26 protein-coding genes and 4 pseudogenes are annotated in these 26,158 nt (G+C 66.6%); 17 read left to right on the top strand and 13 right to left on the bottom strand.

The features are described from left to right. Nucleotides 1-196 precede the first annotated feature (196 nt). The 3 genes from ASD14_RS03095 to ASD14_RS03085 are packed head-to-tail and all read left to right on the top strand — an operon-like array spanning nt 197 to nt 3,112. Nucleotides 197-940: an endonuclease/exonuclease/phosphatase family protein gene (locus tag ASD14_RS03095; RefSeq protein WP_056128630.1), complete on the top strand. Its 744-nt coding sequence runs from the start codon at nt 197-199 to the stop codon at nt 938-940. Then, nucleotides 937-2,163 carry a cardiolipin synthase ClsB gene (gene clsB, locus ASD14_RS03090; protein ID WP_056128958.1) on the top strand — a complete coding sequence of 409 codons (1,227 nt, stop codon included), beginning with the start codon at nt 937-939 and terminating at the stop codon, nt 2,161-2,163. The genes ASD14_RS03095 and clsB overlap by 4 nt, the downstream gene beginning before the upstream one ends. A 10-nt stretch (nt 2,164-2,173) precedes the next feature. Then, a complete protein-coding gene (locus tag ASD14_RS03085) occupies nt 2,174-3,112 on the top strand; it encodes a lysylphosphatidylglycerol synthase domain-containing protein (protein ID WP_056128627.1) in 939 nt (312 codons plus the stop codon). Here the strand turns inward: ASD14_RS03085 and ASD14_RS03080 are convergent. From ASD14_RS03080 to ASD14_RS03065, 4 genes are all read right to left on the bottom strand, one after another. Further along, nucleotides 3,109-3,495: a DUF488 family protein gene (locus tag ASD14_RS03080; protein WP_056128623.1), complete on the bottom strand. Its 387-nt coding sequence runs from the start codon at nt 3,493-3,495 to the stop codon at nt 3,109-3,111. The two genes, ASD14_RS03085 and ASD14_RS03080, sit on opposite strands and share 4 nt — an antisense overlap. 12 nt (nt 3,496-3,507) lie before the next feature. Then, entirely contained in the window at nt 3,508-3,777 is a 270-nt protein-coding gene (locus ASD14_RS03075) for an acylphosphatase (RefSeq protein WP_056128620.1), read from the bottom strand. Between the two features lie 85 nt (nt 3,778-3,862). Beyond that, nucleotides 3,863-4,489 carry a TlpA disulfide reductase family protein gene (locus tag ASD14_RS03070; protein WP_056128617.1) on the bottom strand — a complete coding sequence of 209 codons (627 nt, stop codon included), beginning with the start codon at nt 4,487-4,489 and terminating at the stop codon, nt 3,863-3,865. A gap of 4 nt (nt 4,490-4,493) precedes the next feature. Next, on the bottom strand, nt 4,494-5,762 hold the full coding sequence (locus ASD14_RS03065) for a YihY family inner membrane protein (protein WP_056128615.1): 1,269 nt from the start codon (nt 5,760-5,762) through the stop codon (nt 4,494-4,496). A 162-nt stretch (nt 5,763-5,924) separates the two neighbouring features. On the opposite strand from ASD14_RS03065, the gene wrbA reads away from it, so the two are divergent. From wrbA to ASD14_RS15890, 4 genes are all read left to right on the top strand, one after another. Next, nucleotides 5,925-6,515: an NAD(P)H:quinone oxidoreductase gene (wrbA, locus tag ASD14_RS03060; RefSeq protein ID WP_056128611.1), complete on the top strand. Its 591-nt coding sequence runs from the start codon at nt 5,925-5,927 to the stop codon at nt 6,513-6,515. Beyond that, nucleotides 6,512-6,874: a DUF2069 domain-containing protein gene (locus tag ASD14_RS03055; RefSeq protein WP_056128608.1), complete on the top strand. Its 363-nt coding sequence runs from the start codon at nt 6,512-6,514 to the stop codon at nt 6,872-6,874. The genes wrbA and ASD14_RS03055 overlap by 4 nt, the downstream gene beginning before the upstream one ends. A 172-nt stretch (nt 6,875-7,046) precedes the next feature. Continuing rightward, nucleotides 7,047-7,541 carry an asparaginase domain-containing protein gene (locus ASD14_RS03050; RefSeq protein ID WP_056128605.1) on the top strand — a complete coding sequence of 165 codons (495 nt, stop codon included), beginning with the start codon at nt 7,047-7,049 and terminating at the stop codon, nt 7,539-7,541. 95 nt (nt 7,542-7,636) lie between these two features. Further along, the gene (locus ASD14_RS15890; RefSeq protein ID WP_157474995.1) at nt 7,637-7,795 is read left to right on the top strand and encodes a hypothetical protein; all 159 of its coding nucleotides are present in this window, start codon (nt 7,637-7,639) and stop codon (nt 7,793-7,795) included. 95 nt (nt 7,796-7,890) lie between these two features. Here the strand turns inward: ASD14_RS15890 and ASD14_RS16415 are convergent. The 4 pseudogenes from ASD14_RS16415 to ASD14_RS03040 form a co-directional block, all read right to left on the bottom strand. Further along, nucleotides 7,891-8,115, bottom strand: a pseudogene (locus ASD14_RS16415) (proprotein convertase P-domain-containing protein); the annotation flags it as partial. 132 nt (nt 8,116-8,247) lie between these two features. After that, nucleotides 8,248-10,173: pseudogene (locus tag ASD14_RS03045) on the bottom strand (S8 family serine peptidase); the annotation flags it as partial. Between the two features lie 541 nt (nt 10,174-10,714). Next, nucleotides 10,715-10,945: pseudogene (locus tag ASD14_RS16410) on the bottom strand (proprotein convertase P-domain-containing protein); the annotation flags it as partial. Between the two features lie 132 nt (nt 10,946-11,077). Further along, nucleotides 11,078-12,805 (bottom strand): annotated as a pseudogene (locus ASD14_RS03040) (S8 family peptidase); the annotation flags it as partial. Nucleotides 12,806-13,606: 801 nt separating this feature from the next. Between ASD14_RS03040 and ASD14_RS03035 the strand changes: the two are divergent. Beyond that, nucleotides 13,607-16,477: a winged helix-turn-helix domain-containing protein gene (locus tag ASD14_RS03035; protein ID WP_157474993.1), complete on the top strand. Its 2,871-nt coding sequence runs from the start codon at nt 13,607-13,609 to the stop codon at nt 16,475-16,477. A 241-nt stretch (nt 16,478-16,718) separates the two neighbouring features. Here the strand turns inward: ASD14_RS03035 and sufT are convergent, their stop codons facing one another. After that, nucleotides 16,719-17,276 carry a putative Fe-S cluster assembly protein SufT gene (gene sufT / locus ASD14_RS03030; protein WP_056128597.1) on the bottom strand — a complete coding sequence of 186 codons (558 nt, stop codon included), beginning with the start codon at nt 17,274-17,276 and terminating at the stop codon, nt 16,719-16,721. 189 nt (nt 17,277-17,465) lie between these two features. On the opposite strand from sufT, the gene ASD14_RS03025 reads away from it, so the two are divergent. The 5 genes from ASD14_RS03025 (at nt 17,466) to ASD14_RS03005 (ending at nt 20,969) form a co-directional block, all read left to right on the top strand. Continuing rightward, nucleotides 17,466-17,906, top strand: coding sequence for a hypothetical protein (locus ASD14_RS03025; RefSeq protein WP_157474991.1), 441 nt, complete (start codon nt 17,466-17,468; stop codon nt 17,904-17,906). 365 nt (nt 17,907-18,271) lie between these two features. Next, a complete protein-coding gene (locus tag ASD14_RS03020; RefSeq protein WP_056128592.1) occupies nt 18,272-18,775 on the top strand; it encodes a hypothetical protein in 504 nt (167 codons plus the stop codon). Nucleotides 18,776-18,930: 155 nt separating this feature from the next. Continuing rightward, nucleotides 18,931-19,413: a hypothetical protein gene (locus ASD14_RS03015; protein ID WP_056128590.1), complete on the top strand. Its 483-nt coding sequence runs from the start codon at nt 18,931-18,933 to the stop codon at nt 19,411-19,413. 49 nt (nt 19,414-19,462) lie between these two features. Then, the gene (locus tag ASD14_RS03010) at nt 19,463-19,930 is read left to right on the top strand and encodes a hypothetical protein (RefSeq protein ID WP_056128587.1); all 468 of its coding nucleotides are present in this window, start codon (nt 19,463-19,465) and stop codon (nt 19,928-19,930) included. Nucleotides 19,931-20,033: 103 nt separating this feature from the next. After that, nucleotides 20,034-20,969: an AraC family transcriptional regulator gene (locus ASD14_RS03005; RefSeq protein WP_157474988.1), complete on the top strand. Its 936-nt coding sequence runs from the start codon at nt 20,034-20,036 to the stop codon at nt 20,967-20,969. On the opposite strand, the gene ASD14_RS03000 is transcribed toward ASD14_RS03005, so the two are convergent. Genes ASD14_RS03000 through ASD14_RS02990 form a run of 3 tightly spaced genes read right to left on the bottom strand, consistent with a single transcriptional unit; the run spans nt 20,896 to nt 23,046 of the window. Continuing rightward, nucleotides 20,896-21,312: a hypothetical protein gene (locus ASD14_RS03000; protein WP_056128582.1), complete on the bottom strand. Its 417-nt coding sequence runs from the start codon at nt 21,310-21,312 to the stop codon at nt 20,896-20,898. The genes ASD14_RS03005 and ASD14_RS03000 overlap by 74 nt on opposite strands. A gap of 31 nt (nt 21,313-21,343) precedes the next feature. Next, a complete protein-coding gene (locus ASD14_RS02995) occupies nt 21,344-22,747 on the bottom strand; it encodes an NAD(P)(+) transhydrogenase (Re/Si-specific) subunit beta (RefSeq protein WP_056128579.1) in 1,404 nt (467 codons plus the stop codon). Further along, a complete protein-coding gene (locus ASD14_RS02990) occupies nt 22,744-23,046 on the bottom strand; it encodes an NAD(P) transhydrogenase subunit alpha (RefSeq protein ID WP_056128955.1) in 303 nt (100 codons plus the stop codon). Before ASD14_RS02990 ends, ASD14_RS02995 begins: the two co-directional genes overlap by 4 nt. Before the next feature lie 151 nt (nt 23,047-23,197). Between ASD14_RS02990 and ASD14_RS02985 the strand changes: the two genes are divergently transcribed. Genes ASD14_RS02985 through ASD14_RS02970 form a run of 4 tightly spaced genes read left to right on the top strand, consistent with a single transcriptional unit; the run spans nt 23,198 to nt 24,948 of the window. Further along, nucleotides 23,198-23,560: a hypothetical protein gene (locus ASD14_RS02985; RefSeq protein ID WP_056128576.1), complete on the top strand. Its 363-nt coding sequence runs from the start codon at nt 23,198-23,200 to the stop codon at nt 23,558-23,560. A gap of 21 nt (nt 23,561-23,581) precedes the next feature. After that, on the top strand, nt 23,582-24,136 hold the full coding sequence (locus ASD14_RS02980; RefSeq protein ID WP_056128945.1) for an RNA polymerase sigma factor: 555 nt from the start codon (nt 23,582-23,584) through the stop codon (nt 24,134-24,136). After that, entirely contained in the window at nt 24,133-24,495 is a 363-nt protein-coding gene (locus ASD14_RS02975) for a hypothetical protein (RefSeq protein ID WP_056128573.1), read from the top strand. Before ASD14_RS02980 ends, ASD14_RS02975 begins: the two co-directional genes overlap by 4 nt. A 3-nt stretch (nt 24,496-24,498) precedes the next feature. Next, the gene (locus ASD14_RS02970) at nt 24,499-24,948 is read left to right on the top strand and encodes a DUF3106 domain-containing protein (protein ID WP_056128570.1); all 450 of its coding nucleotides are present in this window, start codon (nt 24,499-24,501) and stop codon (nt 24,946-24,948) included. Between the two features lie 67 nt (nt 24,949-25,015). Here ASD14_RS02970 and ASD14_RS02965 read toward each other — a convergent pair whose 3' ends face one another. Next, on the bottom strand, nt 25,016-26,140 hold the full coding sequence (locus ASD14_RS02965; RefSeq protein ID WP_056128567.1) for an NAD(P) transhydrogenase subunit alpha: 1,125 nt from the start codon (nt 26,138-26,140) through the stop codon (nt 25,016-25,018). Nucleotides 26,141-26,158 lie beyond the last annotated feature (18 nt).

The following is a 26,158-nucleotide window of genomic DNA, read 5'->3' as shown; positions in this document are numbered from 1 at the left end:
CGGCACCCGACGGCCCATTGGAGAATCCACTCCATGCCTGCGTTCAACGTATTCACCCTGAACGCCCACATGGGTTTCAACCGGCCCGCCACATACTTCAAGCAGCCGCTGCCRATGCGCCGCGSCSGCRGCCAATGACGGTGAACCACTGTTCGCCAACCCACGGCACCCCACGGCCCATTGGAGAATCCACCCCGTGCCTGCGTTCAACGTACTCACCCTGAACGCCCACATGGGTTTCAACCTGCTCAACCGCCGCTTCGTGCTGCCGGAACTGCGCGAAGCGATCCGCTCGGTCTCCGCGGACATCGTGTTCCTGCAGGAAGTACTCGGCGAACACGCGCGCCATGCGGAGAAGCATCTCAACTGGCCCGAAGGCCCGCAATACGAATTCCTCGCGAACACGCTGTGGCCGCAGTTCGCCTACGGGCAGAACGCGGTCTATCCACACGGCCACCACGGCAATGCGGTGCTCTCGAAATTCCCGATCCTCAGCCACGAGAACCGAGACATCTCCATCCACGGCAGCGAGGAACGCGGCCTGCTGCATTGCGTGCTCGCCATGCCGGAGAGCGGTGTTGAAGTGCACACGATCTGCGTGCACCTGGGCCTGCTCGAATCGCACCGTCGCCAGCAGTTCACGTTGCTGTGCGACATCATCGATGCGCAGGTGCCGGCCCATGCGCCGCTGATCGTCGCCGGCGACTTCAACGACTGGCGCCGGCGCGGGCATCCGCTGCTCGCGCGCTGCGGGATGCAGGAGGTCTTCATGCAGCACGACGGCGCGCTGGCGAAGACGTTTCCTGCGCGCTGGCCGCTGCTCCCGGTGGATCGCATCTACGTGCGCAATGCGCGCGGCGTCGAACCGCGGGTACTTTCGGCGCGTCCTTGGTCGCACCTGTCCGATCATGCGCCGTTGCTGACAAGGATCGAGTGGTGAGGGGCTATCCGGAGAGCCCGTTTCCCTGGCGCGCCGGCAACCGCGTGGCGTTGCTCGAGAACGGCGAGGAATTCTTCGCCCGCGCCTACGCCGCCATCGATGCCGCGAGCAGCGAGGTGCTGATCGAGAGCTTCATCCTGTTCGAGGACAAGATCGGCAAGGAACTGCATCGCCACCTCGTCGACGCCGCTGCGCGCGGGGTGCGCGTGGAAGTGACCGTGGACGGGTACGGATCGCCGCATTTCTCGGATGGATTCCTGGCCAGTCTCGTTGACGCCGGTGTGCGGCTGCGCATCTTCGATCCGCACCCACGCTGGCTGGGCGTGCGCCTGCACATGTTCCGCCGCATGCACCGCAAGCTGCTGGTCGCCGACGGGCGCGTCGCGCTGGTGGGCGGCATCAATTTCTCCGCCGACCATGTGCTCGACTTCGGACCCGAGGCGAAGCAGGACTACGCGGTGGAAATCGAAGGCCCCGTCGTCGCCGACGTCCACGGCTTCATGCGCGAAGCGCTGGATACGCGCGGCACCGGCGAGTCGTGGCAGCCCCCGCGTATCGCTTCGACCATGCCGCACGTGGGCAAGGCCGGCGTGATGTTCGTGCCGCGCGACAACCATCGGCGGCAGGACAGCATCGAGCGCGAATACCGTCGCGCGATCCGCTCGGCGCGTCGCGAGGTGCTCATCGCGAATGCCTACTTCTTCCCGGGATACGGCTTCCTGCGCGAGTTGCGCCATGCGGCGCGGCGCGGGGTGAAGGTGTCGCTGATCTTCCAGGGCGAGCCGGACATGCAGGTGGCACTGGCCGCCGCGCGCACGCTGTATGCGTACCTCGTCGATGCGGGCGTGCACATCCACGAATACTGCGAGCGGCCGTTCCACGGCAAGGTCGCGCTGGTCGACGACGGCTGGGCCACCGTAGGATCGAGCAACCTCGATCCACTGAGCCTCTCGTTGAACCTCGAAGCCAACGTCTTCATCCGCGATCCGGAGTTCGTGGCCGAGTTGCGCAGTCACATGTACAACCTGCTGGAACACCACTGCCAGGCGGTGGATCCCGCAACGGTGCCGCGCAGCCGCTTCTGGGAAGGCACGACGCGGCCGCTTGTGTTCCACTGCCTGCGCCGCTTCCCCGACTGGGCCGGCTGGCTGCCCGCGCACACGCCGAAGATGGCGCTGGCGAAACCACCCACCGCCGATTCGCCAGGAAGCCTGTTGCAATGAACCTGCTGCAATGAAGACGCGCCATCCGCTGTTGCATCGCTTGTGGCGCGTCGCGTTCTGGTTGTTTCCGGTGGCCGTGCTCGCGCTGTTGGCACGTGCGGCGCGCGCGGTCGACTGGGTGCAGGTGGGCCAGGCGATCGCGAGCTACAGCGCGGCGACGCTGGCGATCGCGGCCCTGCTCACCGTGGCGAGCTACATCGTGTACTGCGGTTATGACCTCGCGGCGCGTCGCTACGCTGGACACGACCTGTCGACCGGACGGGTCATGCTGATCACCGCAATCGCGTACGCGCTCGCACTGAACATTGGCGCGCTGATCGGCGGCACCGGATTCCGCTTCCGCATGTATTCGCGCGCGGGGCTCGGCATGGTGACGATCAGCCGCATCGTCGCCTTCAGCGCGAGCACCAACTGGCTGGGTTACCTGCTGCTCGCAGGCGTGCTGTTCGCAAGCGGAACCGTCGAGGTGCCCGCGCGGTTCGCCAGGGCGGCCGGCTCGCTGCCGTGGCTGGGCGCGGCGATGGTGATGGCGGCGCTGGTGTACGTATTCGCCTGCCACCGCCTGCATGGACGCATCTTCCATGTGCGCGGGCATCACTTCCGCCTTCCCTCCGTGCCGCTGGCGCTGGTGCAGTTCACGCTGGCGATGGTGAACTGGTCGCTGATGGCGGCGATCATCTTCGTGCTGCTGCCCGCGCCGGCCGACTATCCGACGGTGCTGGGCGCGAGCCTCTTCACCGCGGTCGCCGCTTCGTTGCTGCACGTGCCGGGCGGACTGGGCGTGCTGGAAGCGGTCTTCGTGGCGACCTTCGCGCAACGCATCGATGCGACGCAGGTGCTCGCCGCGCTGCTCGGCTATCGCGCGCTGTATTACCTCGCGCCGCTGGTCCTGGCCTTCATCGCCTACTTGCTGCTGGAAACGCGGGCGCCTTCGGCGGCGCGGGCCTAGGCGAACGTCGCGCCCTGCGCGGCGAGCAGCTCGCGCAGGATCGATCGGTGGCAGTGCGATTCGTCTTCGCAATAGCAGCCCATTGAAAAATCCGCCTGCTGCGACAAAGCCGCGAGCAGGGCGATGGTGTGGCTGTTCTCGGGCGTCGCCATTTCTGCGCGGTATTTGCGCACGAACGCATTCCATTGCGCGGGTGTTTCGGCGGTCTGCGCCTGCTTCATCGTTTCCAGGCTCGGCGCGAGGTTTGGGAACCAGACGTCGTACCAGTTCTCCGAAGCGAATTTTTCCTTCGGCACCCCGCGCGGCGGGCGCCGCACCGTGCCGATGCGCAGGCCTTCGTTCTTCGCGCGTGGCGTGCCGAGGCGGACGATGCGGATGGGCATGGTGGTCAATGGCTACCGGATTTCGAAGTCGCGGATCGCTGGGTCATCCTCGCCTTCGATCCGCTCGAGCTCATCAACCCGCGCCTGCGAAGGCCCGTAATGCAGCCACTGCGCGAGGTCCTCGACTGCGTCGTCTTCGCCGATCGCCAGCACTTCGACGCGGCCGTCCGGGAGGTTGCGCGCGAAGCCGCGCAGCTTCAGCGCCTGCGCGCGTTCGCGCGTGCTGGCGCGGAAGAACACGTCCTGCACCTTGCCACCGACGAGAAAGCGAACCGACTTCATCGCTGCCTCCTGCTTCAAACCAGTTGCTCAAACCGCTTGCTTCAAACCAGTTGCGTCGAACCGGTCTTGTTCAACGTTGCATTGTTCAACCTGCCGCGGGCGGCTTCGGTCCACCAGACGCGGCAATGACGCTCTCGATGTCGCCTGCAGTGACCGGACCCATGAACTTCTTCACGACCTTGCCGTCGGGACCGATCAGGTACGTGGTCGGCAGGCCGCGCGGCGTGGCGAAGGACCTGGGCGGATCGTAGGTATCGACGATCGCGACCGGATACGCGACCGGATGCTGCCGGAGGAACGCCTGGATGTCCTTCGGGTCGGAGTCGTCGTAAGCCAGGCCGATCACTTCGATGTGCTCGCGCATCGCGTCGAGCGCGGACAGCTCCGGCATTTCCTTGACGCACGGCTTGCACCAGGTCGCCCAGAAATTCACCACCACCCACTTGCCGCGATGCTGCGCGAGGTCGTACGGCGTGCCGTCGAGGGTGGCGAGCTGCAGCGTCGGGAATTCGGCGTCCATCGTTTCGGCGGGCTTCGCTGCCTCGCCCGCCGGTTGCGGAGCTGGATTCGATGCTGTCGCAGGTCCGGTAGCGGGAGCGCCTGTGGCAGGTTGCGCGGCTTGTTGCGGCTTGGGGGCCTCTGCCGTGGGCTTGCACGCGGCGAGCGCCAGCGCGAACGGGATCGACAGCAGGGCGGCATGGTGCAGGCGCATCGGATCAATCCTCGTGATCGGCGTTGATGGTGGAAACGCGGCGCTTGAGCAGATCGCGCAACGGCAGTCGCAGCTCGTCGATTGCAGCGACGGCGGCGTGGCCAAGCGCATCGTCGCGGCATGGCAGGTGCGCTTCCGCGATCGGGATGCGCAGCTGGCAGGCTTCGTAGAGCTCGGCCATGGTGAGTTCGTCGAGGTCGCGGGCCAGCAGCCACTCGCCGTCTTCGGCGCGGCGCACCACGTTGATGTCGCACAGCTGCGCGAGCATCTGCTGCACCAGGCTGTCGGTGAGCATCGGTTCGAGCATCTGGATCTGGTCGCTATGCAGGCCGCGCCCCTGTTTGCGGGCCTCGTTGAAACGCGCGAGGAGGCGGATGATGCCGTACATCTCGTAGCCGATCGGCAAACGCATCGCCGCCGGCTGATAGCGGAAGGCAGACATCGAGGACGCCAGCGACGCGCCGAGCAGCACCGATACCCAGCTCAGGTAGATCCAGAGAAGCATGATCGGTGCGGCGGCCAGCGCGCCGTAGATCTTCGAATACGAACTGAAGTTGGACAGATACAGGCCGAGGCCCCACTTCACGAGTTCGAATGCCACGGTCGCCAGCAACGCTCCCGCGACGGCATGCCGCCACTTGATCGTGCGATGCGGCACCACCTTGTAGATCGTCGCGATCGCGGCCAGTTCGATCGTCATCGGCGCCAGCCGCAGCAGGAAGCCCTGCAACAGCGTTCCCGCGGTGGTCTGGAATACCGACATCGCGAAGAACTTCGCCGAAATCGCCAGGCTTGCCGCGGCCATCAGCGCGCCCAGCGTAAGCACCGTCCAGTAGACGAGGAACCGGCCGACCTTCGGTCGCGCCGACTTCACCCGCCAGATGCGGTTGAGAGCCGTCTCGATGCCGTTGAGCGTGATCAGCAGCGACACCACCAGCGCGATCACGCCGGCCGCGGTGAGCTGGCCGGCGTTCTCCGAAAACTGTCGCAGATACGTCTCGACCGAACGCGCGGCCGAAGGCACGAAGTTGGCGAAGATGTAATCGCTGAGGCGATCGCTCCACAGGTTGAAGACGGGAAACGCCGACAGCACGCCGAACACCACCATCGACAGCGGCACCAGCGCGAATACCGTGGTGTACGACAGCGCGCCGGCGGCCTGGAACAGGCGATCATCGAGGAAGCGCTTGCCGAGGAAGCGGAAGAACGTCTTCGCCCGCGCGCGATCGCGCATGCGGTCGGTCCAGCGATAGAGGGAATCCAGGGGCTCCATCCGTCGCAGGGTAACCGATGGCATGGCGGCTGGGCATGAGTCTGCGCAGATGCAGTTGCGGCGAGCCATCCCGCTAATGCCGGATGACGAGCACAGGCAACGGCAGCCCTCGAATAACCCATCACGACTACACTTCCCCGCAACACCCACGGCGATACGTGCATGCCCGAAATCCTTGTCCTCTATTACAGCCGCGGTGGTTCGGTCGCGCGGCTGGCTCGCCTGATCGCGCGCGGCATCGAAGAAGTGGACGGCATGCGCGCACGCCTGCGCAGCGTGCCGCCAGTCGCGGCCGTGACCCAGCAGAGCGCGCCGCCGGTGCCCGACGAAGGGGCTCCATACGTCGAAAAGCAGGATCTCGTCGAATGCGCGGGACTCGCCATCGGCAGCCCGACGCGCTTCGGCAACATGGCCGCGCCGATGAAGCACTTCATCGATGGCCTTGGCGGCGAATGGGCGAGCGGAACGCTGGTCGGCAAGCCTGCCGCGGTGTTCACCTCGACTTCGACGATGCACGGCGGCAACGAATCCACGCTGCTGTCGATGCAGGTACCGCTGCTGCACCACGGCTGCGTGCTCGTTGGCATTCCCTACACCGAAGCCGCACTCAATACGACGCGCACCGGCGGCACGCCGTACGGCGCGAGCCACGTCGCCGGACTGCAGGATGATCCGCAACCGAGCGACGACGAAGCTGCCCTGGCGCGCGCACTGGGCCGCCGCCTCGCGGTAATCGCGGGGAAGCTGGCATGAGCGTGCTCACCGGCAATGCGTGGCGACGCGTGCTGGTGTGCGCATTGGTCGCACTCACCGGCCTGTACCTGCTGTGGTTCGGCGGCATGCCATCGCCGTGGGCGGCCGTGTTCGTCTTCGCGGTTCCCGCCGCGGCGCTGGCGATGGCCGTGTTGCGCGGCTGGCGCGCGGCTGGCTTCTGGGCGGGCGTGTTCGCGCTCGGCTGGTTCAGCCACGGGGTCATGGTCGCGTACACGCGGGCGCCGGAACGCTTGTTCGCCACGGCGGAAATCGTGCTTGCGCTGGTGGTGGTGTTCGCCGCGAGCATTCCGGGGATGAAGGCGCGGTTTTCGAAGCGGACGCCGCCAGCCGGATCGTGAGCGCGGGGCTTGGTCCTTGTAGAGCCGGATTTGCCCGGCCGCCTTTGCTTCCAACGCATCAGCGGACCGGCGAAAGCAGCCGGGCAGGCCCGGCTCTACAAACTGCGCGGCGCGGGGTCGAGGGGTGGCCCAAGGCCTACAATGACGTCCCGCTCCGCATCGCATTCGCACCATGGACCAGCTCTGCGTCATCACCACCGGCGGCACGATCGACAAGATCTATTTCGACGACAAGTCCGACTACCAGATCGGCGAGCCGCAGATCGGCAGCATCCTGCGCGAGCTCGGCGTCGCTTTCGAATTCAGCGTGATCCCGATCATCCGCAAGGATTCGCTGCACATCACCGCCGATGATCGCGAACTGATCCGCGCTGCCATCGCCGCGCAGCCAGCGAAGCACGTGCTGGTCACGCACGGCACCGACACGATGGTCGAAACGGCGAAAGTGCTCGCTTCGCTCGTCGACAAGACCATCGTGCTCACCGGCGCGCTCAGCCCGGCCCGTTTCCGCGGTTCGGATGCGGAATTCAACGTCGGCTGCGCGGTGGGCGCAGTGCAGTCGTTGCCGCCGGGTGTCTACATCGCGATGAATGGCCGCGTGTGGGATCCGCAGAAGGTGCGCAAGAACGTGGCGGCGAATCGCTTCGAGGCGATTGATCCGCAGTAGCCGATGTGCTGCGCGGCTGGCGCCGGCGATGCCGGACGCCAGATGCGCACCCAGCAGCCCCGGCGTATGCTTGGCCCAGTGCAGGAGCTGATCCGATGATCCTGAATTCGATGCTCTCCAGTAGCCCGGTGTTCCTCTTCGCGATGTCGTCGTTGCTGCTCGCGTTGTATGGCATGGTGCGACTGGCCAAGGCCTGCTTTCAGTATGGGCAGCGGGCGTTTTCGCATTCGCGGCGCGCGTCGGCGCACTCCTGAGATCGCAAGGCATTCCTGCAAAAAAAGACCCCGGCCAAGGCCGGGGTCCTTGCCTTCATGGCTTTGCGATCAGAACACCCTGATCAATGCGGCCATCAGAACGTGATGCTCCAGCTGTTGATGTAACCGGTGTCCGCATTTGCGTTGTCGTTCACGCGCAGGCGCCAGGTTCCGTTGAGCGCTTCGCTCGACAGGTTCACGTTGTAGGTCTGGTTGATGTTGTCGGCGCTGCCGCCCGCACGGTTGTGCAGCGTGTACACCGAACCATCCGGCGCGACCAGGTCGACCTTCAGGTCGCCGATGTAGGTGTGCACGATATTCACCGCCACCGGCGTGCTGCTCGGCGCGTTGCCCGTGCGACCCGACACCGTGATCGGACTTTCCACCGTGGCGTTGTCGCTGATCGTGTAGTCGGTGCCGTTGCTGTACGTCTGCCCGCCACCGCCCGCGCTGTAGCTGCCGGTCAGGGCGACGCCCGAATACGCGGTATAGCCGCGCAGCATCACGTGGTAGGTGCCGGCCTGCGCTGTCGCGATGTTGCAGGTCTCGTTGTTGCCGCTGAGGTACGGCCGGCAGTCGTAGGTGCTGGTGGTCGGCGCGGAACCGAAACGCACGTACATGTCCGCGTCGCCGGTTCCCCCGGCGATCGTGAACTTCAGGCTGCTCGCGCCTGCCGGAACGTTCATCGTCCAGAACTGCTGGCTGCCCGAAGCGCCACTGATGTTGCTCACCGGCACGCCGTTCTGCAGCACGTTGCCCGAAGTGCCGACCGTGACTGATTGCGTGCGCGTGTTGGTCGCACCGTCGTCGTCGGTGACCGTGAGTGCGACCGAATAGGTGCCCGCCGCCGCGTAGGTCTTGCTTGGGTTGGTCGCGGTCGACGTCGTGCCGTCGCCGAAGTTCCAGCTGCGCGCAGCAATGGTGCCGTCGCTGTCGCTGGATGCGTCGGTGAAGTTCGCGGTCAGCCCGCTGGTGGTGAAGCTGAAGTTCGCCGTGGGAGCGACGTTGCCCCCGCCCCCACCGGCGGCGTCGACCACCTTCTTCGCGTCGAGGATGCCGGGACCGATGGTCTGCGTCGGCGTGACGGGGAATGGACGGAAATTGTTCTTGATGATGGTTTCGACTTCGGACGGCGTCTTCGGTGCCGGTGCCACCGATTGCAGCAACGCGATGACGCCGGCGACGTGCGGCGTGGCCATCGAGGTACCGCTGTAAGTGGCGTAACTCTCCGCGCCGGGCGTAGTCGTGCCGGCGTTGAGCGTGGACACGATCGACGAGCCCGGCGCCGCGATGTCGATCAGCGCGCCGTAGTTGGAGAAGCTCGAACGCTGCCCGGTACTGGTCACCGAGGCCACTGCGATCACGTTGTTGCAGTTGGCCGGGGTGAAGTTCGAGGTGTTCGCGTTGCTGTTGCCGGCCGCGATCGCCAGCGTAGTGCCGCGCGAAACGGCACCGTTGATCGCCGACTGCATGGTGGCACTGCAGGCGCCGCTGCCGCCGAGGCTGAGGTTGATCACTTCGGCCGATGTCGCGTTGGCCGGAATCCCGCTCACCGTGCCGCCGGATGCCCAGATGATGGCGTCGGCGATGTCGGAGATGCTGCCGCCGCACTTCCCGAGCACGCGCACCGGCTGCACCTTCGCGTTGAACGCGGTGCCGGCTACACCGACGCCGTTGTTGGTCAGCGCGGCGACGGTGCCGGCGACGTGGGTGCCATGCCAGCTGGAGTTGGCACCGGAGATCTGGCCGCACTCGCCCGCTGCATACCAGTCGCCCTGGTCGGCGGGATTGGAATCGCGGCCGTTGCCGTCGCGTGCCGCGGTTGCATCGCTGACGAAGTCGTAGCCGGCGATGACATTCGCGTTGAGCTCGCTGTGGTTGGTGATGCCGGTGTCCAGCACCGCCACCACGACGCCACTGCCCGTGGCCGTGTCCCAGGCTTCGTTCGCACGGATGCCCGCGTCGGCATCCTGGTAGCCCCACTGCTGCGGGTATTGCGGATCGTTCGGCGTGAGCACCGCCTGGAGCAGGCGGTCGACTTCGACGTACTCGACGTCGGGATCGGCGGCAAGTTGCCGCATCAGGCGCTCGGCTTCGGCGCGGTCGAGCGCGCGCTCCGCACGGACCACGTCGGCGCCGACAGCGAGCCGCCGCATGTAAAGCAGGCCCGATGCATTCGGCCCGGTGCCGCGCGCGGCCACGTCCAGCTTGCGCTGCAGTGCGGCTGCGCTTGCGCGCGCCGGACTGCCCTCGCGGTACTTCACGATGAATTGCTGATGGGTGTCGGCCGACTGCAGGCCGCTGAGTTCGAGCCGTCCGGCGGCGAATGCCGAACCGGTGCCGAGCGCGAGCAGCGTCGCCGCCGCCAGCGCGTGGATGCGTACACAATTGTTCACGGGAGATACCCCCAAGCAGTGATGGATGGCCGCCAAGCGCGGCCGCGCACTTCCGGTTGTGCATCCGCCCCGGTCAAACCGGAACAATCCCGCCCGAAGACGGCACTGGCCCGATACGGATGGTCGCGAGCGTGGACCCAGCACGCGGCGACCGGGCGACGCTAGTCCTGCGGGACTCACGGCCGGATGAAGAACGAGCGCCGTCCGTCGGGCCGGCCAGGGCGTGAACCGGATTGCAACGCCTTTAGCGGTGCATCGAACCGCGTTTGCCCGCAGAAGGGCGCAGCGCTGCTGGTAGCGCCATGTTTCACTGCCCAAAAAAAACCCCGGCCGAAGCCGGGGTTGGGTTTTCACATCTCCGTCCGGACTGCGGACGGCGCGGAACTCAGGCGGTGCATCGCAACCGTGTTCGCGCGCAGGAAGGACTCAACTTGCCGGGCCGCGTTTCACTGGCCAAAAAACCCCGGCCGAAGCCGGGGTCGGGTGTTTCACATCTCCGTCCGGACTGCGGACGGCGCGGAACTCAGAACGTGACGCTCCAGCTGTTGATGTAACCGGTGTCGCCCGCGGCGTTGTCGTTGACGCGCAGCTTCCACGTGCCGTTCAGGACTTCGGTCGAGAGGTTCAGCGTCACCGTCTTGTTGATGTTGTCGGTGCTGGTACCGGTGTGGTTGTGGATGTTGTACAGCGAACCGTCCGGCGCGACGAGGTCGACCTTCAGGTCACCGATGTAGGTGTGCACGATCGCCACCGTCACCGACGCGTTGCTCGGTGCATTGCCCGTGCGGCCCGACACCGTGATCGGCGAATCCACGGTCGCGTTGTCGCTGATCGTGTAGTCGCTGGTGTTGCTGTAGGTCTGCGCGCCACCGCCGCCACCGGCGGTGTAGTCGCCGACCAGGCTCACGCCCGAGAACGTCGAGTACGCCTTCAGGTTCACGTAGTACGTGCCGGCCTGCGGAGCCGCGATCGTGCAGGTTTCGGTGTTGCCCGACACGTACGGACGGCAGTCGTACACCGTGTCGGTAGGCTCGCTGCCGAACTTCACGTACATGTCCGCATCGCCGGTGCCGCCGGAGGTCTTGAAGGTCAGGTTGGTCGCGCCGGCCGGCACCACCATCGTGTACTTCACGTAGCCACCGGTCGAGGCCGACAGGTTGGTCGCGGCCACGCCCTTGGTCAGCGTGCCGCCGGTCGGCGGCGGCGTGGTGCCGTTGGTGGCGTCGACGACGGCCTTCGCGTTGAGGATGCCAGGGCCGATCGGCTGCGACGGCGTCGACGGGAACGCAGTGACGTTGCCCTTGATCAGGGCTTCGACCTGCGCCGGCGTCTTCGGCGTGGTGGCGACCGACTGGATCAGCGCGACGACGCCGGCGACGTGCGGCGTCGCCATCGAGGTGCCGTTGTACGACGCATAGGTTTCGGCGCCCGGCGTGGTGGTGCCGGCGTTGAGCGTCGACAGGATGTTCGAACCCGGCGCGGCGATGTCGATCAGCGAGCCGTAGTTGGAGAACGACGAACGCGCGCCGGTGCTGGTGATCGAGGCGACGGCGATGACGTTGTTGCAGTTCGCCGGCGAAGCGTTCGACACGTTGGTGTTGTCGTTGCCGGCGGCGATGACCAGCGTGGTGCCACGGCCGACCGCGCTGTTGATCGCGTTCTGCGTGGTGGTGCTGCAGGCGCCGGAGCCGCCGAGGCTGAGGTTGATCACTTCGGCCGGATTGGCATTGGCGGGCACGCCGCTGACGGTGCCGCCCGAGGCCCAGATCATCGCGTCGGCGATGTCGGAGTCGTAACCGCCGCAGGTACCGAGCACGCGCGCCGGGACGATCCTGGCGCCGTAGGCGACGCCGGCTACGCCCTTGGCGTTGTTGGTGACGGCGGCGATCGTGCCGGCCACGTGCGTGCCGTGCCAGCTGGAGTTCTGCGCGGCATGCGTACCGCCGCACTGGTTGGCGGTGACCCAGTCGCCCGGATCGCTCGGATCGCTGTCGCGGCCGTTGCCGTCGTTCGACACGGTGGTGTCGACGATGAAGTCGTAGCCCGGAAGGATGTTGGCGCTCAGGTCGCTGTGGCTGGTGATGCCGGTGTCGAGCACGGCGACGACGCTACCCGCGCCGTTGGTCACGTCCCACGCCTGGTTGGCCTTGATGCCGTAGGTGCCCGAGTAGCCCCACTGCTCGCTGTAACGGGTGTCGTTCGGGGTGAGGTAGGGCTTGTTGAGCTTGTCGACTTCGACGTACTGCACGTTCGGGTCGGCGGCGATCTCGCGCATCAGGCTTTCGGCCTCGACGCGATCGAGCTTGCGGTCCGACTTCACCACGTCGGCACCCAGCGCCATGCGGCGCACGTGGCCAAGGGCGAGGGCCTTGCCGGCGACGCCGGCCTTGGTGGCGCGCATCAGCGCGGCCTTGGCCTTGCCGGTGTCCGCGCTTTCGGCGGTGCCGTCGCGGTACTTCACGATGAAGCGGTCGTACTGCTGGCCCGCATCGAGGCCCGACAGGTTCAGGCGTTCGGCGGCGAAGGCCGGAGCGGCCAGGGTGGAAACAGCGACCGCGGTGGCGGCGGCGAGCGCATGCAGGCGCATGCGGTTGGAGCGGCTCGGTGCAGACATCAGGTGATTCCCTCTCTCTCGGTGGCTTGCTTGGTTGCTTGGACCATCCTGGGATGGCGCTGACAGACAACGGCTGCGGTTGCGCCCGCCCCCTCGCGCGCGCTCACGACAGCCCGAACACTTCGCCCCCCGGCGAAGGACCAGCCGTACTCCACTGCATTCGATCGCGGGGCCCCTGGCATGTCGCTGTCCGCGACCACGCCTGACGACGGAATCGCTTGTCGCCACTCGCACGATCCTCGAGTCCCTGCATCCCCGGCAGCAGACTGCGATAAGGCCCCGGCTGACGCCGGGGCGGCGGTCCCTTCCTGGGACCTGGGCTTCCAAGCGCGGGGACCTCCGGTTCCCGCTCCGCTCGCGCGGCTCCGTAGACTGGGTGAAGCCGGATCGGACCCCATCCGCGACGGCTTCACTCGTATGTGCGCCAGCGCATTCGCCGGCCTGGTACTGCCCCTCTGCCCCGGACGTGTGCCCGGGGCAGAGGGCTCTTGCCGATCGGTGGGCCTCCGTTCGACACCCCGATGAAAGGGTGCCAAAGGTCATAGAGACCTCGTCCGGAAGATCAAAAACTTCTCAAATCCACCTCGAACTGTGGCCGGGGTCCCGCTATTTGCCCGTTCCCGGGCGAAATCGGCGGTTGCAGCCGTAACCAAAGTGGTGTCACGGGGATGCCCATGCCTCGCCGGGAATGCGCTTTGCATCTCTTGGCGACAGCTTTGAACCATTCCTCGCTGCAATGCAGCAAAGGATGGCGCCGATGTGAGGCTAGGATTCGGCTCCCGCAGCTGGAGAGCACGCGTCTTGGCTGACCCGACACAGCATCCGTGGCCCGCCGGAACGCGGCGCCTGCGGGTGCACGACGTCCAGATCGACCTGCGTTATCGCCGGGTGATTCGCCCTGACCAGGAAGCCGAACTGCCCCAGCGCATGTTCGAGCTGCTGCTGGTATTCCTGGCCGAACCGCAGGTCCTGCACAACCGCTCCGAGCTGTTCGCGCGGGTGTGGCCGGGCGTGATCGTCGAGGACGCCAACCTCTCGCAGAGCGTCTGGATGCTGCGCAAGGCCCTGGGCGAGTCGCGCAAGCACTGGATCCGCACGGTGGCCAAGAGCGGGTACGTGTTCGAACCGCCCTCGCCGGTGGAAGCGCTCGACGAATCGCCGTCCGCGCCCCCCGCCGAGGCTATTAATAAGGAATCGCCGCGGCCAGCCGACGAGGTCGCTGCCCCGGCGGGTGACGCGCCTTCACCCGGGCCCCTTTTGCCGCCCGCCGCGCCGCGCCGTGACCGATGGCGCTGGGTTGCCGTCGCGGCGCTCGCAGCGGTGCTGATCGGTGCGGCTTTCTGGTGGATGCAGCGAGAGGAGACCAACACGCCACCCCTCCCGCCGCAACTGGCCATCGCCCTGATCGACGTGGAAGACAAGGCCGCGCCGCAGGACGCGCGGTGGCCGGTGACGCTGCTGCACACCTGGCTGGAATGGAAACTCGACAGCCTGCCCGAGGTGACCCTGCTTACCGAGGCGCACCTCGCCGCGGATGCCGCCGGACGTTCGCCGCGCATCGTGTTCCTCAGTTCGGGCGTGGACAGCGCCAATCCGAACCGCATCCATCTGCTTGCCCGCTTCGACCAGGGCGGCGTCGAACAGCGCATCGAGAAGCGGGGCACACGCGCAGAGTTGCCGGCGATGGCGGATGCACTCTCGCGCGAACTGCTCGTCGTCCTCGTGCCCGCACGCGCGAAGGAGCGGTGGCCCGTGCTGACGATCGATACCCATGCCGCGCGCCGCTATGCCCAGGCGATCGACGCCATCGATCGCCGCGACTGGGTCAAGTCCGCCGAAATCCTGCAGGACGTCACCCGCCTCGCGCCGGAGTTCGGCCTCCCGCGCCTGCAGTTGGGTTATGCACTGTCGCGGCTGTCGCGCGCCGCGCCGGCGATCGAACAGACCGAAGCCGCGATCCGGCTGCTCCAGCCCGTACCGGACGATGTCGCCGAAGTGCTCAACGCCGAACGCCTGTCGCGCAACCCGCAACAGTTCGGCGAAGCGGCGAAGGCATGGGCGGCGCTCGCGGCGAAGCATCCGGAAAAGCGCGCCTACACGCTCGAGCAGGCCTCCAAGCTCAACGCGTCCAACCAGCCGAAGGAAGCCTTGGCCCTCCTCAACCGGCCCGAGTGGGACAGGGAATCGGCCGGTATCCGCCTGCGCCAGCGCCTGAATCTCGCCGCGGCCTACCTGCAGTTGGGCGATCCCCAGCATGCGCGCGAGCACGCGCTCGCGGCCGAACGCATCGCGGCGGCCGCCGGCCAGGGCTGGGAACACGAACTCGGCAGCGCCCTGCTGCTCACGGCGCAGACCGACGTGTTCCAGTACGAGCGCAAGGCCGACCTGTCGCGTTTCGAGGAAGCCGCCAAACAGTTCGAACTCGCCGGCGACGGCATGAATGCGCTGTACGCGCGCTTCCTCGCCGAAAGCAATCGCGGCGACACGCCGCCCGAAAGCGGCCTCGACGTGCTGCTCGCGCAGGCGCGGGAGCGCGGCTATCGCAGCCTGGAAATCGCGATGCTGCGCATGGTCGCGTTCCGCCATTACGAACGCGGCAACATGCCGGCGTATCGCGCGCGCCTGGAACAGGCACTCGCGACCGCGCTCACGTCCGGCGATACGAACGAGCAGCACCTGCTCGAACTCGACCTGCTCAACGAGGATTTCCTGCGCGGACAGTTCGACTCCGCCGAACGCCGCGTCATGCGCCTTGCGAAGGCGGGGCTGCAGGGCGACGACGCGTCTTGGCTGTCGTCGTTCGAAGCCATCATCCTCGCCAACCGTGGCCGCTTCGCGCTGAGCGAAAAGGTGCTGGACGAAGCCGGGAAGACCTATAGCCAGGCCAACCCGGGCGAGCAGTCCTCCTCGGCGGCGGTATCGCGCGTCGGCTGCGTGCGTGCGGACCTGCGCCTTGTCCGCGGCGACATCCCGGGCGCGCGCGCGGGCTGGAAGGCTTGCAGCGCGTCCGAATCGCCGTCGTCGCGGCTGCAGGCTGCCATCGGCAACGCCATGATCGACCTCGCCGCGGGCGACCGCGCCGCTTCACGGAAGCAACTACTCGACACCCGCAAACAGGTCGAACAGATGCCCGACGGCCCCGATCGCTGGACCACGGAGTTGTGGATCGCGAACGGGCTGGCGCGCGCCGGCGACATCACTACCGCCGAACATACGTTCCGGCGCATCCTGCCATTGGCACGCGCCACCCAGTACGAATGGATCATCGCCATCACCGAAACGGGCCTGGCTGAAACGGCCGCGACGCGCGGCGACTGGAAGGCGGTACGCGAGCACCTTGCCACCGCCCGCAAGATCGGCCTGGGCGATATCTGGACGCTGAGCAACCGCATCAGCGTGCTCGATGCCATTGCCGCGCTCAACGATGGCGACAGCAGGCGGGCCCTGCAGCTGCTCGCCAGCGTGCACGCGCAGGCCGTCCGCAACGGCGATGTCGTCACCCAGCTGGAAGTGCAGAGCCTGCTTCCGCCCGGCATGGCGATCGGCGAATGCAACGAGCGTTGCCAGTCGGCGCTGGTTGCGAGTAGTGGGCTGCGTGGTGCGACGCTCGACTGGCTGGTCGTGCCGGCGAAAGTGGATGCGAAGACGTTGCTGGGGCAGAGCATTCGCTGACAGTTGCGGGCGGCGACAGGCCCGTAATCGTTGCCGCGGTGGTTATCTGCTTGTCATTCCTGCGAAGTGCTTCACCACAGCCCAAGGCTGGTAATGCAGGTCCAGTGCATGAAAGAGCGTCAAGTCGCTGGATTCCTGCTTGACCAGCCGTGGCTGCGGTGAAGCACTTCGCAGGGGTGACGAGCAAACATAAGTGCGTGGACGACAAATCCACCCGCAAGCGGAAACTACAACCCGGCCGTCAGAGCATCCCCGTTTCCAGCCGCGCGACTTCCGACATCATGTTGCGGTTCCACGGCGGATCGAACACGAGTTCGACATCGGCTTCGGCCACGGTGGGAATCATCTCGAGCTTGTCGCGCACGTCGGCAACGAGGATGTCGCCCATGCCGCACGCGGGCGCCGTGAGCGTCATGCGGATCTCGACCAGGCGCTGGCCGGGCTTGTCCGGATGCGGTTTCACATTGGCTTCGTAGACCAGGCCAAGGTCGACGACGTTGATGGGGATTTCCGGATCGAAACAGGTGCGCAGCTGCCTCCACACCAGTTGTTCGACGGCTTCATCGCCGGCGTCATCGGGGAGCTCCAGCGGCTCCGGCGGTTCCTTGCCGATCGCGTCGGCGTCGATACCGGCGATGCGGAACAGGTTGCCTTCCACGAACACCGTCCAGCTCCCGCCGAGCGCCTGGGTGATGTAGCCGACGCTGCCGGCGGGCAACGTGACCTTTTCGCCCTGCGGCACGAGGACGGCGGCGCAATCGCGCTCGAAACGGACGGGTTCGCTGCTACGGGAATACATGTGGGAAAGATCGGGGCGGCGCCGCACAGGCGCAAGGCCGTGGATTTTACGGGTTGCGGCGGTCCAACGCCGGTTCCGGCTTCATGTGGCCGCGCGACGCTCGGTTCCACTCGCGGCACGCCCGCGACCGCGAATCCCACCATCGGCCCACGCATCGCCAATCGCGCAACCGCTATCCTTGCCACCTTCATGCCTCCCGCCTCCCCGGACACCCTTCCTCCTAATGCCACCCGCTGGCCGACGCGCGCATTACGGCTGCTGATGCTGTCCGGCGCGTGCATCGGCTTCGTCGTGGTATGGGTTGTCCTGGCCTGGTCCAAGAACAGCCAGTGCGGCTGGATGGCACTGCTGGCGGCACTGGATGTCGCCTGGATCCTGCGCCTGTCCGGCTGGCCGGCCGGCACGCGCCGCGCGGCCATTGGCGTCATCGCCACCGCCGGCATCGTGCTGCTGGCCAACTGGTTCATCATCGCCGTGCACCTGGGCGAAGTGATGGGGCTCGATCCGTTCGGATCGGCGCTGCGCCTCGGGCTACAGCACGCGTGGACGCTGGCGCAATTGGCCAACGGCGGTTTCGAAGTGACGATGATCGGCCTTGGCCTGCTGCTCGCGGCGATCGCTTCGCGCTGAATTACGGGGTCGCGACGCGCGCTCGAACGTCGCGAGAGGCTTCCCCAAACGAACCATCGCCACGCCGATCGCTTTCGGCGTGAGCAGACCATCAGCAATCCCATGAGCCGCGGTGATCGGGGCCTGCAGGTGCTCCTCATCTAAACCACGCAACCATGCCGGCCCGCGCAAGGGTCTGTGCGGGACGGCGCAAGCCGTGGCCATCGAGCTCAAGAACATCGCCGTGCCGTTCATCATCGCGGTCCGCACGGAATTGGCCCCCTCGAATCGGAATGGATTGGTGCTCGCCGGCGACACTTTCCCGGCCCAGGATTGCGAACATCAAGCTGAAACTGCCCGCAGTGCGGCCCGGAGAGGAGAAGCCGATGAATGCCAACACTTCGTATTTCGACGCAGTCGTTCGTAGCGGCGCCGGCCGCATCGCATGGCCGCTGGTCATGGCCGGCGGCCTGGCGATCGCCGCGACCGACCTGGTCTATTGCGTGCTGTTCTGGGCGCCACAGGGCGTCAGTCCAACGCGGATCCTGCAGGGCATCGCGGCCGGTGCACTCGGTCGCGCGAGCTTCCACGGTGGCATCGCGACCGCACTGCTCGGTGCCGGTTTCCAGTGGCTGATCGGCTTCGGCTACGTGCTCGCATACGCGCTCGTTTCGCGGCGAGTCGAGCTGCTGCGCGCACATCCGCGCCGCTATGGCATCGCGTACGGAATGCTGCTGTACCTGGTCATGACCAACGTGGTGGTACCGCTGTCGGCCGCGCCACAGCCGGCGCACCCGAACATCGCCTGGACGCTCGCGAACGTGCCGATGTTCGCGGTGTTTGGTGTCATTGCCGCGGTGTATGCACGGCGCGCCGTACGTGCGCGCTGACGGGGCTGATCTCCTTCCGAAGATCGCGCCTGCCAGGCGCGGTCACAACGCGGCGACCTGGCCTGCTCCCCCCTGCGCAAGGAAGTAGACGTGCATCACTGCGCTTCTCCTTCTCCCTGATGCCCCCCACTCCACGCTCTTCTCCTGGCGCTCCCATGACGACAACCTTCCCGGCCTCGCGCCACTCCCCTTGGTACTGGATCGTTCTGGGCGGCATCACGCTCGGCACGCTCGATCTGCTGTTCGCCTGTACGTTCTGGGGTGTGCTGCGCGACGTGGCGCCCGAACGCATCCTGCAGTCCATTGCCGCCGGCGTGCAGGGCAAGGCTGCGTTCGAAGGGGGCATCGCCAGTGCCGCGCTCGGCGCCGCCTGCCATTACCTGATCGCAACGATGATGGTGCTGGCCTATCACCTGGCCAGCACCCGGTGGGCCGCGCTGGCCGAACGAGTAGTGCTGTACGGACTGCCGTATGGCCTGCTGCTGTACGCGGCGATGACGTACGTCGTGGTGCCGCTGTCGAACGCGCCGCAGCCAACAAAGGTCTATCCGTCGTGGACGGTGGCAAGCATCATCATGCACGCCCTCTTCGGCGTGATCTGTGCATGGTTCGCGCGCCGCGCACGTCAGTACGGCTGAAGGCGGCCCCTCCCCGCACAGGTCACGGCCGATGTCCACGTCAGGAACAATGCACTCGCGGCCAGCCGCGTTTTATGTGGTGGCCGGCGGGTTCACCCTGGCCACGCTGGATCTCATCTATGCCTGCTCGTTCTGGGCATGGTTGCGCCACGTGTCGCCGATGCGGCTGTTGCAATACATCGCATCGGGCGCACTCGGCGAAGCAGCGTTCGACGGCGGCATCGGCACTGCACTCCTCGGCGCGGGATTCCACTACTTCATCGCAACCATCATGGTCCTGGCCTATTACCTGGCCAGCCGCCGCTATCGCGCGCTCGTGCAATACCCGGTGCGTTACGGATTGCCGTACGGACTGCTGTTGTGGGGAGTGATGACCTACGTCGTCGTTCCGCTGTCGCAGGCGCAAACGTCGGCGAAGCCGGTGATGCTCGCCTTTGTGACCAACTTTCTCATGCACCTGCTGTTCGGCGTGATCTGCGCAGGGTTCTCGCGCCGCGCCCACGGGCTGCGCCGCTGAGCGCAATTGGCCCCATCGAAACGCCAGCAACTGGTGCTGTGCGCCGTCCACACGCCCGCCTAGCCTGAGCTGTACGCAATCCGCGCACATTCCGGAGGTGTCCGTGGCAACGGACCTTCATCCGCTCAGAAGCGATACGGCGTTCGACCCCGGCCTGGCTTCCGGCGATCGCCTGCAACTCATCCGCGCTGCCGGACCGGGTGCGCGGCTGGAAGTGCCTGCCGGCACATGGTCGCTATGGCTGCCTCTTCGCCACGATCTGCACATGGAATCCGCCTGCAGTCGTTGGCGATTGCCGCGACGCCATCTCCTGATCACGCGCGATGCAATGCAGGGGCATGCGGAAGGGCCCGGTACATGGCTGGTGTTGGCGGGTCCGCAGAATGCATGGAACACCGTGATGCGCACGATCCCGTCGCCGCCACCGGGTTGGTTACCGATGCAGGCGCCGTGCGAGCGCAAGGTGCTTCGCGCATTCGTCCGCCTGGCGCGCCTGTTGCGCGACGATCGCGAGCCCGACGCGTGCGAAGCCGCGACGCTGGCGCTCTGCACGATGCTCATGGAGCAACAATGCGCCCTGCAACCGCTGACGAACCGCTGCAACGGCCGCACCCCGCAGCGGCGTTATCTCACCTTGCAGCGGCTGCTACGCGTGCACCACCTGATCGAACACGACAGCGACAATCACTTCAGCCTTGCGCGGTTGGCCCGCGTCGCCAGCTATTCGCCGTGGCACCTGATCCGCATGTACCGCGACGCTTTCGGCGAAACACCCAGTGAACATGCCGCGCGACTGCGTCTTGCACGCGCGTGGTCGATGGTGCGCGAGAGCGAAATGCCCGTCTGCGAGATCACCGAACGGCTCGGTTTCGAAAGCCAGAGCGCGTTTTGCCGCGCCTTCAAGAGCGCCTACGGCCTGACCACCACGCAGGCGCGTCGCCTGCCTGCGACGGCCCTACGCCAGATCAGCCCACGTCCGACGCATGCGCGGCCGCGGACGCAGCACGCGCCGCCGCTGCCGAGCGCTCGGCACCGGTAGCGTTGCGGACCACTCCGTACAACGCCAGCGTCCACACGGGCAACACGAACCAGGGACTGTGCGCGAATGCGCCGAGCGTCTCTTCCGTCCCGGCCCAGAACATCAATCCGGTCAGCGCAACCAACGCGAGCAGCGCGAACAGCCAAGGCTTGTAACCGCCGCCGCGACGCTCGAACCAGTTCGCGCCAGGCGCGATGAACAACGCCACCAGCAGCGGCAGGATCGTGTCGCCCAGCACGGGCGTCGCGGCGAGGTGCGAGTAGCCCCAAACCGACAACAACGTGGTCGACGCCACGAGCCGGACGTTACGCATCAAATCCGTGCGCAGGAAATCCGTTTTCATGCCCTGCCCTCCGTGAGCCGATGGCATTGATTCAGTGTCCACCGCCGTCCAGTGCCTTCAGTTCGCTCACCAGCGCGGCGACCATGCTGGCGCCGTCGCCGAACAGCATGCGCGTGTTGTCCGCGTAGAACAGCGCATTCTCGATGCCCGCGAAACCCGTGCCCTTGCCGCGCTTGATGACGATGGTGTTCTTCGAATTGACCACGTCGAGGATCGGCATGCCGTAGATCGGCGAAGCCGGATCGGTTTTCGCCACCGGATTCACCACGTCGTTCGCGCCGATAACCAGCGCGACATCGGTGTTGGCGAATTCGGGATTGATGTCGTCCATGTCGGCGATCAGGTCGTAAGGGACGCCCGCCTCGGCCAGGAGCACGTTCATGTGGCCGGGCATGCGACCCGCAACCGGGTGGATGGCGAACTTCACCTTGACCCCACGGTCGATCAGTTTCTGTGCCAGCTCCCACACTTTGTGCTGGGCCTGCGCGACGGCGAGGCCATAGCCGGGAACGATCACCACGCGTTCGGCGAAGGCCATCATCGCGGCAACGTCGCCGGCTTCGATGGGCTTCTGCGAGCCGCCGATTTCCTGCATCTGGCCGCCGCCGCCGAAATTGGAGAACAGCACGCCGCGGATCGGCCGATTCATCGCCTTCGCCATCAGTCGCGTCAACAGCATGCCCGCCGCGCCGACCATCATGCCGGCGATGATCAGCGCCTGGTTGCCGAGCACGTAGCCTTCGAACGCGACCGCGAGGCCGGTCAGTGCGTTGTACAGCGAGATCACGACCGGCATGTCGGCACCGCCGATCGGCAGCGTCATCAGCACGCCCAGCGCGAGCGCGGCGATGAAGAACGCGATGATCGCGGGCACGCCGAGCGAATGGATCACGATGCCACCGAGCACCACCGCGGCAATTGCCACTGCCGCGTTGAACAGCTGCTGCCCGGGAAAAGTGTAGCGCTTGTCCATGCGGCCATCGAGCTTGGCCCACGCGATGACCGAACCCGACAGCGACACCGCGCCGATCAACGCACCGGTGACGCCAAGCACCAGCGTGATCGTCGATGGCGGCCGCCCTTCGGCAGAAAAACGCAGCAATTCAACCGCGCCGATCGCCGCCGCCGAACCGCCGCCCATGCCGTTGTAGAGCGCAACCATCTGCGGCATGTCGGTGATCGCGACCTTCTTGCCCGACACCCACGCCAGCAACGTGCCGATCGCCAGCGCAGTGACGATCAACGCCATATTGTGCAGGCCAGGCAGCAGGAACGTCGCGACCGTGGCGATCACCATGCCCAGTCCCGCCCAGCGGATGCCGCTGCGCGCGGTAATCGGCGATGCCATGCGTTGCAGGCCCAGCAGGAACAAGGTCGCCGCCACGAAGTAACTCGCGGCCGCAATCCATGTCGCTGCCGTCGAGAAGCCGCTCATGCCTTGCCCCCGCTCTTCTTCTGCGAAGGCTTGAACATCTCCAGCATGCGTTCGGTCACCACGTAACCGCCGGCCGCATTACCGGCGCCGAGCAGTACGGCGACGAAACCGATCACCTTCTCCAACGTCGTATCCGCATGCCCCAGCACCACCATCGCGCCGATCAGCACGATGCCGTGGATGAAGTTGGAGCCCGACATCAGCGGCGTGTGCAGGATCACCGGCACCCGCGAGATGATCACGTGGCCGGCGATGGCCGCCAGCATGAAGATGTACAGCGCTACCAGACCGTCCGTCATGCGTGTCTTCCCCAGGGTCGCGTTGTCCCCATCATAACGATCCGTGAACGCAGCGGATGCCGTGTCAACCGCCATCGGCGTCACACGTTTCCCCTCATGCAGGCCGACATCCACGGCGCACTCCGCGCCCCAGCCTGCCGGGAGAACGCACATGAAGGCATGGCTGGTACACGCTTCCTTGAAGGCCGCTCTTGGCCTGGGCCTGCTGACCGCAAGCACGGTGGCCGGCGCCCATGATTTCGGCGACCGCGTCGAACACCGCATGGACCGCAAGGGCGATCGCATCGAGCACCGCCTCGACAACAGGGGCGACCGCATCGACACGCGCCTCGACCACCGCGCCGCGCATGCCGCGTCGAATGGTCATTACCGGAAGGCATATCGCCTCGACCGCAAGGGCGACCGCATCGATGCGCGCCTGGACCATCGCGGCCACGTCGCCGACGCGCGCTGGGATCGCCGGGGCCATCGCTTCGACCGCCGCTGGGACCGCCGTTCGGACGGCAGACACTGAGGTCGATGCATGCTGGTGCCCATGACCTCCACGATGGAATCGCCGAACGCCTCTTCCGTTGGAACGGGAGAGGCGGCGACGCTGGAGGGCTTCCTCTCCGGCATCGCGACGCGCGCGTTCCGCTTCGCGGAAACCGGCCTGCGCCATCGGGAAGACGCGCGCGACGTGGTGCAGGACGCGATGACGAAGATGCTCGCCTACCGCGACCGGCCGGCGTCCGAATGGACGCCGCTGTTCTGGAGCATCCTGCGCAGCCGCATCGTCGATGCGCAGCGCCGTGGCGTGCTGCGGCTGCGCTGGCTGTCGCCGCATGGCGACGAGCAGCAGAGCGTCGACTGGACCGATCCGGGCGCCGATCCATCGCGCAGCCACGAAGGCCAGGAAGCGTGGCAACACATCGTCGCCGCGCTGCGGCGGTTGCCGCGGCGCCAGCGCGAAGCCTTCGGCCTGCGCATCTTCGAAGAACTGGACGTCGCCACCACCGCACGCGCCATGGGCTGCAGCGAGGGAGCGGTGAAAACGCATCTCTCGCGGGCGCGCGAAGCGCTGCAGAAGCAACTGGAGGATTTCCGATGAACACCGGCCACGACCACGACGAACGCAACGACTTCGACGCGAAGCTGCGCCGGATACACGCGCAGGCCGTCGAGCACGTTTCGCCGCGCACCTTCGTGCAACTGCGTCCGCAGCCTTCGCCACGCACGTCGCCCGCGAAGCCGCGCCTGCAGGCCTGGCCGCTGGCCGCTACCTGTGCGATCGCACTTGTCGCCGGCGGTGTTTTCCTTCGCCAGCCCATGCAGGACGCGCCGGTGGAGCCCGCCATCGTCACCGCGACCGACAACAACGAACCGGGCGACGTCTACGCCGCCCTCGATGAATCGCCCGAGCTCTACATGTGGCTCGCATCCAATGACACCGAACTCGTAACGGAGTAACCCATGAAACTGTTCACCTCTGTTCTCGCGTTTTCCCTGCTGTGCAGCGCGCCCGCCTTCGCGCAGAACGCACCAGCCGCGCCGGCAAAGCATGCTACGTCGACTCCGGCCCGTTCTTATCCCGCGTGGGAGCAGCTGAGCGTCGCCGAGCGCGAAATGCTGGTCGCTCCCGTGCGCGAACGCTGGAACAGCAATCCCGAAGCGCGCGCGCGAATGATGGAACACGCCCAGCGCTGGCAGACGATGACGCCCGAGCAGCGCCAGCGCGCACACCGCGGCATGAAGCGCTGGGGTCATATGTCCCCGGAACAGCGCACGCAGACCCGCGCCCTCTTCGGCGAGATGCGCAAGTTGACCCCGGAGCAACGCCAGGAGCTGCGCGCAAAGTGGAAGGCGATGACGCCGGCCGAGCGTGAAGCCTGGATCAAGGCGCACCCGGCTCCGCAGCGCTGATTGTCGCGACTGCTGCAAAAGCGAAGGGCGGGTTATCCCCGCCCTTTGTCGTTCCTGACCGGCACGCTCAAGAGGGTCCGGCGGACTCCCCGCGGGCCGGGAAAACCGTCTTCGCCAGCAGCTCGTCGTTCCAGTCGAACGCGATCGTTCCATCCTTCACGAACAGGCTGACGAAGTTCAGCAGGTTGCGCGCGTACATCTCGCTTGCGTGCACGGCGCCCATGCTGGCGAGGTTGAGGGGGCCGGCGATCGTCACGCCGTTCTCGCTGGAAATCGTTTCGCCCGGACGAGTGAGTTCGCAGTTGCCGCCGGTTTCCGCGGCGAGGTCGACGATCACGCTGCCCGGTTTCATGCCCGCGACCATCGCGGCACTGATGATCTTCGGCGCCGGCCGTCCCGGCACCGCGGCGGTGCACACCATGACGTCGATCGTCTTCAGGTGATCGGCGAGGCGCTGCTGCTGCAGCGCGCGCTCTTCATCGGTGAGCTGGCGCGCATAACCACCCTCGCCCGCCGCGCTCACGCCGAGGTCAAGGAACTTGCCGCCCAGCGATTCGATCTGTTCGCGCGTTTCCGGGCGCACGTCGAAGCCTTCCACCTGCGCGCCCAGGCGCCTGGCGGTGGCGATCGCCTGCAGGCCGGCGACACCGGCACCGACGATCAGCACTTTCGACGGACGGATCGTGCCCGCTGCGGTCGTCAGCATCGGGAAGAAACGCGGCGCCAGCTGCGCAGCGATCAGCGTCGCCTTGTAACCGGCCATGCCGGCCTGCGAGCTGAGGATGTCCATCGCCTGCGCACGCGTCGTGCGCGGCAGGCGCTCCAGCGGAAACGCATGCAACTGGCGCGACGTAATGGCCTCGCTGCGCGCCGGGTCGGCTTGTGGGGCGAGCATGCCGACGAGTGCGGCGCCGGTCTTCAGCTGCGCCAGTGTCGTAGCGGGAGGCGGCTGCACGCATAGCACCAGGTCGGCATCGTCCAGTGTCGAAGCCGCATCACTGGTGAGCTGCGCGCCCGCCGTGGCATACGCGTCATCGGTGAAGCCCGCCGGGAAGCCTGCGCCGCGCTGCACGCGCACCTGCGCTCCGAGCGCGACGAGCTTCCTGCACGTTTCCGGCGTGATCGCGACGCGGCGTTCGCCGCTTGCGGTTTCGCTCGCCACTGCAACGGTGATTCCCTGCCCTGCCGTCATGCCGCGCTCCGCGCCAGA

Source organism: Lysobacter sp. Root494, assembly GCF_001427225.1.
Classification (GTDB): Bacteria; Pseudomonadota; Gammaproteobacteria; order Xanthomonadales; family Xanthomonadaceae; genus Agrilutibacter.
This window is presented reverse-complemented; position numbering and strand designations above follow the sequence as displayed.

Excerpts from the sequence above, each read along its gene's own strand:
- ASD14_RS03085 (WP_056128627.1), top strand. The coding sequence starts at position 2,174 with ATGAAGACGCGCCATCCGCTGTTGCATCGCTTGTGGCGCGTCGCGTTC.
- ASD14_RS03080 (WP_056128623.1), bottom strand. The coding sequence starts at position 3,495 with ATGCCCATCCGCATCGTCCGCCTCGGCACGCCACGCGCGAAGAACGAA.
- ASD14_RS03075 (WP_056128620.1), bottom strand. The coding sequence starts at position 3,777 with ATGAAGTCGGTTCGCTTTCTCGTCGGTGGCAAGGTGCAGGACGTGTTC.
- ASD14_RS03070 (WP_056128617.1), bottom strand. The coding sequence starts at position 4,489 with ATGCGCCTGCACCATGCCGCCCTGCTGTCGATCCCGTTCGCGCTGGCG.
- ASD14_RS03065 (WP_056128615.1), bottom strand. The coding sequence starts at position 5,762 with ATGGAGCCCCTGGATTCCCTCTATCGCTGGACCGACCGCATGCGCGAT.
- wrbA (WP_056128611.1), top strand. The coding sequence starts at position 5,925 with ATGCCCGAAATCCTTGTCCTCTATTACAGCCGCGGTGGTTCGGTCGCG.
- ASD14_RS03055 (WP_056128608.1), top strand. The coding sequence starts at position 6,512 with ATGAGCGTGCTCACCGGCAATGCGTGGCGACGCGTGCTGGTGTGCGCA.
- ASD14_RS03050 (WP_056128605.1), top strand. The coding sequence starts at position 7,047 with ATGGACCAGCTCTGCGTCATCACCACCGGCGGCACGATCGACAAGATC.
- ASD14_RS15890 (WP_157474995.1), top strand. The coding sequence starts at position 7,637 with ATGATCCTGAATTCGATGCTCTCCAGTAGCCCGGTGTTCCTCTTCGCG.
- sufT (WP_056128597.1), bottom strand. The coding sequence starts at position 17,276 with ATGTATTCCCGTAGCAGCGAACCCGTCCGTTTCGAGCGCGATTGCGCC.
- ASD14_RS03025 (WP_157474991.1), top strand. The coding sequence starts at position 17,466 with ATGCCTCCCGCCTCCCCGGACACCCTTCCTCCTAATGCCACCCGCTGG.
- ASD14_RS03020 (WP_056128592.1), top strand. The coding sequence starts at position 18,272 with ATGAATGCCAACACTTCGTATTTCGACGCAGTCGTTCGTAGCGGCGCC.
- ASD14_RS03015 (WP_056128590.1), top strand. The coding sequence starts at position 18,931 with ATGACGACAACCTTCCCGGCCTCGCGCCACTCCCCTTGGTACTGGATC.
- ASD14_RS03010 (WP_056128587.1), top strand. The coding sequence starts at position 19,463 with ATGCACTCGCGGCCAGCCGCGTTTTATGTGGTGGCCGGCGGGTTCACC.
- ASD14_RS03000 (WP_056128582.1), bottom strand. The coding sequence starts at position 21,312 with ATGAAAACGGATTTCCTGCGCACGGATTTGATGCGTAACGTCCGGCTC.
- ASD14_RS02995 (WP_056128579.1), bottom strand. The coding sequence starts at position 22,747 with ATGAGCGGCTTCTCGACGGCAGCGACATGGATTGCGGCCGCGAGTTAC.
- ASD14_RS02990 (WP_056128955.1), bottom strand. The coding sequence starts at position 23,046 with ATGACGGACGGTCTGGTAGCGCTGTACATCTTCATGCTGGCGGCCATC.
- ASD14_RS02985 (WP_056128576.1), top strand. The coding sequence starts at position 23,198 with ATGAAGGCATGGCTGGTACACGCTTCCTTGAAGGCCGCTCTTGGCCTG.
- ASD14_RS02980 (WP_056128945.1), top strand. The coding sequence starts at position 23,582 with ATGACCTCCACGATGGAATCGCCGAACGCCTCTTCCGTTGGAACGGGA.
- ASD14_RS02975 (WP_056128573.1), top strand. The coding sequence starts at position 24,133 with ATGAACACCGGCCACGACCACGACGAACGCAACGACTTCGACGCGAAG.
- ASD14_RS02970 (WP_056128570.1), top strand. The coding sequence starts at position 24,499 with ATGAAACTGTTCACCTCTGTTCTCGCGTTTTCCCTGCTGTGCAGCGCG.
- ASD14_RS02965 (WP_056128567.1), bottom strand. The coding sequence starts at position 26,140 with ATGACGGCAGGGCAGGGAATCACCGTTGCAGTGGCGAGCGAAACCGCA.